Below are 8,884 nucleotides of genomic sequence, written 5' to 3'. Positions count from 1 at the left end.
CCTCTTTAGTATTCTTCATTCTGAGCTATATTTGGATTGGCATCTATTTCAGATTGTGGTATAGGAATCTTGATCCAACTGTTGTTGGTAATGAAATTGACAAAGTAGTTCCTAAAGTTTGTTCAACAACTTTTGTAAAATTTCTTTGCAAACGATACAAATCCCAGAACCTGTTGCCCTCAAAAGCCAGTTCCTTGCGCTTTTCAGTTAAAATATCTTCTAAAATTTGTGTACCTGTATAACCTGGTGGATTGTTGTACTTTTAATCATAATTGGTTCGGTTTTTATGTGCTTAATAAAATTAAAATTTTTCCGAACCAATTCTTTTCATGGAGGCATGCCTCCATGAAAAGAATTTCAACTAAGAATTAAACATTCTCTCTGTCTGTTTTATTTTAAAAATCAGAAATTAACCGCTTGCTGAAAACAATTGGGTTAATCTTATTATTATTCAGAGGCATATTAGATTAAAATTTATCCCAGAAAAGCTTTGTAGTTACATCATCTCCCCCTATCGCCTGAGCCGCATCCTGGTAATTATCGGAATTTACGTTTGTTTCCGTAACAGGATAGGTAAATCTTACAGGGAAGCCTGAAACAGCTTGGTCCGGTGCAGGAAATACTGGATAATCGAGTCTTCTGGATTCTACCCATGCATCCCACGCCCTGTTATACAAAGCAATCCACATTTGTGTACCGATTTTTTCTTTCCAGTCACTGGAAGCTGTTGCATAGTTAACAGTGGACTGGGCATAATACGCATCTGCATCAGCTTGCGTACCGCCCCATTCTAAGATAGAAGCTTCCACACCCTCTTTATAAAAACTTTCGGCTGTGCCACCTACACTATAACCCCGTTCTGCTGCCTCTGCCAAATAAAACTGTGTTTCGGCATAGCTCATAAATACCCCTCTGAAATCAGCGGTATATATTTCCGGGGCCGGCGCCGAATGGCCCGAATAACCACCTGCTTTGCCGGGGTCAACTCCAATATATCCAAGATTTGCTCCTGAAGAATTTGTTGCGGTTGTAAAATACAATGGCAATCTCGGGTCATCATTTGATTGTAATTGTGATATAAAAGTTGTACACCCTACAAAATCTTGCTGTCTTGCACTTAAAATGAAAAAATTATAAATAGGGTTAACATAAGGTGGTGATGACAAGTAGATGTAATTAGCATTGTCGTCATTTGATGTGAATACATTGGGTGCAGCCGCCTCAACAGTTTGTTTAGCCAAAGCATCATCTGCATCTGCAATAGTAATTCCCATCCTCAATGCTAACGAATTTGCAAATTTTATCCATGAATCAACATCCCCACCATATATCTGGTCTGCGCTGCCTATGCCGTCCGCTCCGTCATTTAAAGCAGCAATATCGCTTGTTAAGCGTGTTAATAAGTCTTTATATACCGTTTCTGCGTCATCATATTTTGGAAAAGCCTGGTTTATCACATTAAAAGCATCGGTATAGGGAATGTTGCCATAAGTGGTAATCAAATAGTAAAATGCCGTTACTTCAGTTATGTCAATTTGCGCATGAACATTTGCCAATTGACTTGCATCTGTAACTTGTATTTTAGCCAAAGAATCCGCCTGAATTAAATTTTCCAAAACATTCAGGTAAAGCATATCCCAGTCTGTACCTGGTATGCCCCTGTAAAAAATATCATACTGGCTCTCATTAAGATATGTCGTTTCCTGCCAATACTGTTCAAAAAAATTAAAAGGATTAAGATTATAATCAGCAGTAGTAAGCAGGTTTGCTAATTGCTGTTGTCCTCTGGTAAAGAGAGCCTCATAAGATATGCTTGTCGGGTTCTTGGGGTCGTTGTTTAGTTTTGTTAAATCCTTGGCACATCCGCCTAACAATATCAGGGGAATTGCCGCTATAAATATTTGCTTGAATGTTTTCATTATTATTTATTTTAATAATTTTTGCCAAATGAGGTTGCTCAAAAATTCACTTTCATGTTAAGTGAGAAATTTCTTACCGCGGGATATGATCCGGATTGAAAACCGCTTATATTACCAAAGCTCGTTCCGGCTTCCGGGTCCGCATAAGGCAAATTTTTATGAATTATCCATAAATTATGGCCAATCAGTGAAAGCTGTATTCCTTTTATAGCTTTTATTCGTTCCATCAAATTGTGAGGGAATGAGTAACTCAAAATCACTTCTCTCAGCTTAATGTAGCTGGCATCATATACAAAAGCCTTATCCGGGGCAGCACCAAAGCCATAGGCGGCCCCTGCATAATCTGCTTCAATATAGGTAGAATTGGTTTTGCCGTCTTCCGTAACACCCGGCAAAATAACGCCCCCGCCATCTTCAAGAGCTGACCTTTTAGGCTTGCCGTTTGCATTAAGACCGGCAGTAATAGGATACAAGCCGTCATATTGTCCAAAATCCTGATCGAGTGAAAATACATTGCCGCCCTGCTTGAAATCAACTAAGAAACTCAACGTAAAATCTTTAACGCGCAGGCTATTGTTTATGCCGCCAATCCACTTAGGCTGAATGGTTCCGATGTTTTCATTTACGTCCCCGTCATTTGCAAGTTCATAATACCCATCTGCATCAACAGTTCGCTGTCCGTTTGTATAAACAAAATCGGAGCCTCTTATTTGCCCGTAAGGCTGTCCTAATGGCGCATTCAGGGTTTGTCCAAAAGGAAATGCCGCCAACTGAAGGTTTTTTGCTTCATTACCTGAGCCGTCCGTAAACAACTTTACCACTTTATTGCGGTTTTCCGACCAGTTTACGGTTATGTCCCATTGAATATTTTTCGTTTGAACGGGGGTTCCTCTTAAAGTAATTTCTACGCCCTTGTTGGTCATTGAGCCTGCATTTTGATATTCCGATGCATATCCCGTAGCGGAAGAAACGGTTACAGGCAGAATATTATCAATTGTTTTTGAATTGTAGTACGATGCTGTGAAGCCTAACCTGTTTTGCAAGAACGCCATTTCCAAATCTATTTCTCCACTCTTGGTACGTTCAGGCCTCAAATTTGGATTATTTTTATTAGTGCTTGCAGAGCCTACAGGATTTCCGCTGTATGGCGTTAAAATACTATAGGTATCATACACACTATAAATAGGCGCATCAGAGCCAACTTCTGCCGCATTAACGCTTAATTTTCCATAGCTTAACCATGGCGTGTTTTTCAGTAATTTAGAAAACACAAAACCTAATGAAGCAGAGGGATAATAATAAGCATTATTGCCTTTAGGTAAGGTAGAAGACGCATCTCTGCGAAGCGATGCATCTAAAGTAAGAAAATCTTTATACGATAATGTAGCCGAACCATAGATACCATTTACTTCCTTAATGCCATAATATTCGGAAGGTGCATCGGGTGTGGCAGCAGAATTGCTTAAAGCCCATATATCCGGTAAAGCAAGTCCTCCATTTGTTGACGCAGAAGTAGATTGGTCTTCAGAATGCCTCAAATTTGCACCCACCAAAGCGTTCAGATTAAAGGAAGAACCAAGTTCTTTATGGAAATTTGCCATAAGATCTATGTTTCTTTCATAAAAATCTTCTAAGAATTTAGAGTAACCGGAAGTCTCTACCGAACCCATATTGGTTCGTTCTTCCTGCAACCAATGATACTGATCTAATGATACCCTGGCCGTAAATGAGAGCCAATTGGTTGCATCCCACCTGGCATTTATATTGCCTATGAGGCGCTTACGATTATCGCTTTCGTAGTTCTGATATCTGGAAAAATAAAGGTTATCCCAATAAATCGGCGCAGATTTCTCATAAGGGTCACTCCAGTTCCATGTTATATTTTCCAGGGTCCTGAAATACGCCTCTTTTTGCTCCTGCACATCCACATTTGTTTGCCACCATTGCCGGAAGTTATTCATAGGGTTGGGGCCTGATGATGGCGAATATCCCGTTTCGTACCTTCCAATTGCAGGAATATCATAATAATTGGCTTCTGCGCCTATGGTCAGGTTTTTTAATATGTTATAGCTGGCGCCAAAGTTGACTATATTTTTTTTCTGATTACTGTTTGGTAGAATACCATCTTCGTCGTCTCTTGTATAACCAAATTTATAAGAACCATGCGCAGACGAATTAGTTACTAATATGCTTTGGGAATTTGACCATGGCTTATTGAAAAAAGTAACGGGCCCATTTTGTGCGGCCACCCAAGGCCTTTCCGTTTGATAATACGGCGAAGTGGGATCCAAGGCATCCCATTGATATACCATCAACGTTGGGTCAAAAGCTGCACCATAGGATGCATCTTCGGTTGTTGGAACCAAGGGGCCTAACCCTTGCTCGCCGGTATAACCATAAAACCAAGGGGCAAAGCCAGTTCCGTCATCATAGAACGGGCCATAACCGGCACCATATTCATTTTGATATTTAGGGAACGTGCTCTTATCAATATAGCTTTTTTGCACGCCTATATTAAGTGTAACACTAAGGTTATCAGAGCCTTTTTTAGTAGTAATTAAAATAACGCCATTACTTGCCCTTGAACCGTAGAGAGCTGTTGCCGCAGCGCTTTTCAAAACAGTAATCGAGGCAATATCATCTGGGTTCAAATCGGATATGGGGCTGCCATAATCATAACCGCCGCCACCGGCTTGCTGAGAACTACTATTGGTGTTGTTGTTATTAACCGGTGTTCCGTCAATAACAAACAATGCCTGGTTATCTCCGGTAATTGATTTATATCCTCTTAAAATTGCATTTGTAGAACCACCCAAGGTATTGCTTTGTGAAATTTGTAATCCCGCAATTTTACCAGACATGGACTGAGCTATATCAAAACTTCTGTTGTTGCTTACATCAGAACCGGAAATTGTTTGTGCAGCATACGGAAGTGTATTCCTGTTTCTTTTAATACCGAGAGCTGTTGTTACCACAACATCTGTTATGGAACCTGAACTCCTGTTAACCGTAACCGTTATTACAGGGTCATTGCCCACCGTAATTTCTGTGGAATCTATACCAACTGCAGAAACAACCAATATATCTCCGCTTTTGGCGGAAATAGTAAAATTTGCATTTGCATCTGCAGCAACAGTAATTTTCGAACCTTTAAGATTAACTGTTGCAAATGGAACGGGATCTCCGTTCTGATCTTTCACGGTGCCACTTACTTTGCTTTGCGCCAAAGCAACAATGCCTGTAAATAGCAACAGGATAAACATACTTGCTGTTTTTCTCATTTGGACAATTTTTAATTTGCGTGTGAATGAATGAATAAAGATTATGGCAGCGCGGGCAGATAAAATTTGTTGGTCACTGATAAAAAATATCAAACCAGCTTATATATAATGGTGATAAGTTATTAGTGCTATTACCGTTTCTCCAATCTGTATTAACCGGGTTTTCATTTCATACATGAGCTTATAATTTTATGTGTGTGTGAACTATATTGAAAAAGGAGCAGAGGGGTAGCTAACCTCAGAACTCCGTCAAGCATAAGGAGTTAGACAAAATATTTTTAAAAAATGCTGCTTAAAGGAGCATTTCAAATACCAACATGTATATACAACTGATAAATAAAGACTTATTAATAACTTATTCTATAATATATAGAAATGTGGGTTAATTAACATTAACAAATAAAGTTTGATGAAGGAAAGATAAAGCCGTTGATTGGTATAGGATCAATTCAAAAGAGCTTGCTGCTTATACAGGAGCAATAATGAAGGAGAATTTTATAGCGAGCTAAGTTTTCATAATTCTTTGCAGCATATTATTATTCATCATAGATATTTTTGCAGCATGATATTACTCGAAGGCAAACCCGCCGCCGCAGCAATAAAAGCAGATTTAAGTAAACAGGTAAATGCACTTATTCAAAAAAAACTGCGCCCCCCGCACCTTGTAGCTGTATTAATTGGTAACAACGGCGCCAGCGAAACGTATGTAGCCAGCAAAATAAAAAACTGTGAAGAAATTGGTTTTCAGTCTTCCCTCATTAGGTTTGAAACCTCCGTGCCGGAAGATATTTTACTGCAAAAGCTGGAAGAGCTGAATAATGACGATACGGTTGACGGCATGCTGGTACAGCTCCCCCTTCCAAAACATATCAGCGAGGAAAAAGTAATTAATACAATCACACCTGAAAAAGATGTGGATGGTTTTCACCCGGTAAACCTTGGCAGGCTGGCGCAGGGCGCGCCAACCTTCATCCCGGCAACACCTTATGGCATCATCCTGCTCATGCAGCATTATGGCATACATGCAAAGGGAAAACATGCCGTAGTGATTGGCCGCAGCAATATTGTAGGCCGGCCAATAAGCATTCTTTTAAGCAGTAATCAGCCGTATGGAAACGCTACTGTAACCATTTGTCATTCCCACACACCCAATTTAAAAGAATTAAGTTTGCAGGCTGATATTCTGGTGGCAGCCCTTGGCAAACCGGGCTTTGTTACGGCTGATATGATAAAAGAAGGTGCAGTAATTATTGATGTAGGCATTACCAGGGTGGAAGATACTTCAGCAAAAAAGGGTTTCCGCATAAAAGGGGATGTGAATTTTGATGAAGCGGCAGCAAAGGCTTCTTATATAACACCCGTTCCCGGCGGCGTTGGGTTAATGACCATAGCTGCCTTATTAAAAAATACAGTAACGGCTTATTTAAAGCGTCATAACTTAAGTGAAGCAATTTTAAGTGAATAACCTTCAAACAACATATCATCATGCTGCAGCAAATGCAGCAGAACCGGCTGTTTTGCCTGTAATGGAAGCATTTTACACTTTACAGGGAGAAGGCTTTCACCAGGGAAAAGCAGCTTATTTTATTCGCCTGGGAGGCTGTGATGTAGGTTGCTTCTGGTGCGATGTAAAAGAAAGCTGGGATGCAGCCGTTCACCCGCAAAAATCGGTAGCGCAGATTATTACAGAGGCGAAAGAAGCTATCAGCTATCAGCTATCAGCTATCAGCCCTATCTTCGTTATTACAGGCGGTGAACCTTTATTGCATAACCTGGATGAACTTACCCGCAGCTTAAGGCATGAAGGTTTTAAAACGAATATAGAAACATCAGGCTCATCCCCGCTTTCAGGCTATTGGGACTGGATATGCCTTTCGCCAAAAAAATTTAAAAAACCACTGCCTGAAGTTTTTGCTGCAGCCAGCGAATTAAAAGTGGTAGTGTATAATAAATCTGATTTTAAATGGGCGGAAGAAAATGCAGCGCAGGTTTCAGCTAACTGTAAACTGTACCTTCAGCCGGAATGGAGCAAGGCCAAAATCGTAACGCCTCTGATTATAGATTATATAAAACAAAATCCCCGCTGGCAGCTAAGCCTGCAGGTGCATAAGTATCTGGATATTCCGTAGTAAATGTTGTTTACTTAAGGAACGTTTGTAAAGTCCCTCTCCTTTGGAGAGGCCTGCCTGGCGGCAGACAGGGATTTAGGGTGAGGCCAAACAAGCGTAACTAAACGATATTGATTGTGTAACAATTATTTTCCGGTATTATTATATGGCAGAGAGGATTTTATCAGCCCCGTAACACATAAGTTTTTCGCGGCTTGCACAGTTTTCAAATCCCGGTTTTATCTTCTCTCTCCACCGTTATCGTGCATTCGCCAATCAATGCCGCGGCCGCGCCAATAGCAGCCAGCACAGGCGCAACCATTACCCCAACCACACCTACAGTTAATGGGAAGCTCATTAACTCTTTACCATCTTTATCAACAATGGTTATCTTTCTTACATTGCCTTCTTCTATCAGTTCTTTTATTTTATTTACTGATGTTACGCAAATTAATAAACAATAATTTTGGAGATGAAGATAACAAAGTCAGAAGTGTTAGATTTATATACAGATTATTTGATAGTAGCAGTTGGTCAGGCTACAGCAACCGGTTTATCGAACGTGTTGGATGGTCATCTTAGCCATGATATTATTACCCGGTTATTAAACAGTGGTTATATTAGCGAAAGGCGGTTATGGCATCAGACCAGGTTCATGTGCCAGGAGATAGAAGATGAAAACGGGTTGTTGATTATAGATGATTCAGTGGAAGCGAAACCATATACAGACAGCAATGATTTAATACAGTGGCATTTTGACCACACGCAAAACAAGAGTGTCAAAGGGGTAAACTTCATATCAGCCATTTATAATAATTGGGAGATGAGTTTGCCGGTAGGCGTAAAATTTGTATAAAAGGATATTGAATATGTTGATAGCAGAACGGGGCGGCATAAACGTAAAAGCAGCATTGGCAAACAGGCGCATTTCAGAGATTTAGTAAAACATAGCTGCGATAATTTACGGTTCAGGTATGTATTAAGTGATAGCTGGTTTGCGTGTGCGGAAAATATGCAATTTATTACAGAGCAATGCGGGCGGGATTTTATCATGGCAATGAAAGAGAACCGAAAAGTTGCATTCAGCAAAGCAGATAAGGCGGCAGGCAAATACATCAGTATCAAAAATGCAGTGCCAGAGGGGTGTGCCCGGTCAGTTTGGGTAGAGCAATTGGATTTTCCAATACTCATTGCCCGGCAAGTCTTCAAAGACGGAGATGGCGTTACCGGCACACTTTATCTGGCTTGCAGTGATTTGAGCTTATTGTATGATGAGGTAACTGCAATCTACAAAAGACGGTGGAAAGTAGAAGAATATCACAAATTCATTAAAAGCAACACGGCATTTCCTAAATCGCCCACCAGGCGGATGACTACTCAAAAATCCCATTTTATTGCATCTATTATGGCCTATGTAAAAATGGAACGATTGAAAATCCGTTGTGGCAGTAATCATTTTGCCTTAAAATCAAAAATGATGGTTAACGCCACTAAAATAGCCTGGATAACAATGCACCAACTGGCCAATCATAAATTGACAGCATAATTTCTGTGAATAAAAATGCGTAACATCAGT

At 40.2% G+C, this 8,884-nt stretch carries 8 protein-coding genes; 4 read left to right on the top strand and 4 right to left on the bottom strand.

Going from position 1 to position 8,884, the window contains the following annotated elements:
- Window positions 1-43: 43 nt before the first annotated feature.
- The 3 genes from QM629_RS01945 to QM629_RS01935 all read right to left on the bottom strand — a co-directional run bounded on the left by QM629_RS01945 (window position 44) and on the right by QM629_RS01935 (window position 5,200).
- A complete protein-coding gene (locus QM629_RS01945; RefSeq protein WP_415156633.1) occupies window positions 44-226 on the bottom strand; it encodes a RagB/SusD family nutrient uptake outer membrane protein in 183 nt (60 codons plus the stop codon).
- Between the two features lie 241 nt (window positions 227-467).
- Window positions 468-1,919: a SusD/RagB family nutrient-binding outer membrane lipoprotein gene (locus tag QM629_RS01940; RefSeq protein WP_415156625.1), complete on the bottom strand. Its 1,452-nt coding sequence runs from the start codon at window positions 1,917-1,919 to the stop codon at window positions 468-470.
- Between the two features lie 38 nt (window positions 1,920-1,957).
- Entirely contained in the window at window positions 1,958-5,200 is a 3,243-nt protein-coding gene (locus QM629_RS01935; protein WP_415156623.1) for a SusC/RagA family TonB-linked outer membrane protein, read from the bottom strand.
- A gap of 562 nt (window positions 5,201-5,762) precedes the next feature.
- Between QM629_RS01935 and QM629_RS01930 the strand changes: the two genes are divergently transcribed.
- Both QM629_RS01930 and QM629_RS01925 read left to right on the top strand, forming a co-directional pair.
- On the top strand, window positions 5,763-6,665 hold the full coding sequence (locus QM629_RS01930) for a bifunctional 5,10-methylenetetrahydrofolate dehydrogenase/5,10-methenyltetrahydrofolate cyclohydrolase (protein WP_415156621.1): 903 nt from the start codon (window positions 5,763-5,765) through the stop codon (window positions 6,663-6,665).
- A gap of 61 nt (window positions 6,666-6,726) precedes the next feature.
- Window positions 6,727-7,329 (top strand): 7-carboxy-7-deazaguanine synthase QueE, encoded by a 603-nt coding sequence (locus QM629_RS01925; RefSeq protein WP_415156631.1) that lies wholly within the window; start codon window positions 6,727-6,729, stop codon window positions 7,327-7,329.
- 205 nt (window positions 7,330-7,534) lie between these two features.
- On the opposite strand, the gene QM629_RS01920 is transcribed toward QM629_RS01925, so the two are convergent.
- Entirely contained in the window at window positions 7,535-7,735 is a 201-nt protein-coding gene (locus QM629_RS01920; RefSeq protein WP_415156629.1) for a DUF4342 domain-containing protein, read from the bottom strand.
- Window positions 7,736-7,780: 45 nt separating this feature from the next.
- On the opposite strand from QM629_RS01920, the gene QM629_RS01915 reads away from it, so the two are divergent.
- Both QM629_RS01915 and QM629_RS01910 read left to right on the top strand, forming a co-directional pair.
- Entirely contained in the window at window positions 7,781-8,164 is a 384-nt protein-coding gene (locus tag QM629_RS01915) for a hypothetical protein (protein ID WP_415156619.1), read from the top strand.
- Window positions 8,165-8,170: 6 nt separating this feature from the next.
- Window positions 8,171-8,854: a transposase gene (locus tag QM629_RS01910; RefSeq protein WP_415156627.1), complete on the top strand. Its 684-nt coding sequence runs from the start codon at window positions 8,171-8,173 to the stop codon at window positions 8,852-8,854.
- The last annotated feature ends 30 nt before the right edge of the window (window positions 8,855-8,884 follow it).

It is taken from the genome of Parafilimonas sp. (assembly GCF_047606085.1).
Lineage (GTDB): Bacteria > Bacteroidota > Bacteroidia > Chitinophagales > Chitinophagaceae > Parafilimonas.
This window is presented reverse-complemented; position numbering and strand designations above follow the sequence as displayed.

What these genes read in the sequence shown, in the direction of transcription:
- QM629_RS01915 (WP_415156619.1), top strand. Translation starts at nt 7,781, where the DNA reads ATGAAGATAACAAAGTCAGAAGTGTTAGATTTATATACAGATTATTTG.
- QM629_RS01940 (WP_415156625.1), bottom strand. Translation starts at nt 1,919, where the DNA reads ATGAAAACATTCAAGCAAATATTTATAGCGGCAATTCCCCTGATATTG.
- QM629_RS01925 (WP_415156631.1), top strand. Translation starts at nt 6,727, where the DNA reads ATGGAAGCATTTTACACTTTACAGGGAGAAGGCTTTCACCAGGGAAAA.
- QM629_RS01935 (WP_415156623.1), bottom strand. Translation starts at nt 5,200, where the DNA reads ATGAGAAAAACAGCAAGTATGTTTATCCTGTTGCTATTTACAGGCATT.
- QM629_RS01930 (WP_415156621.1), top strand. Translation starts at nt 5,763, where the DNA reads ATGATATTACTCGAAGGCAAACCCGCCGCCGCAGCAATAAAAGCAGAT.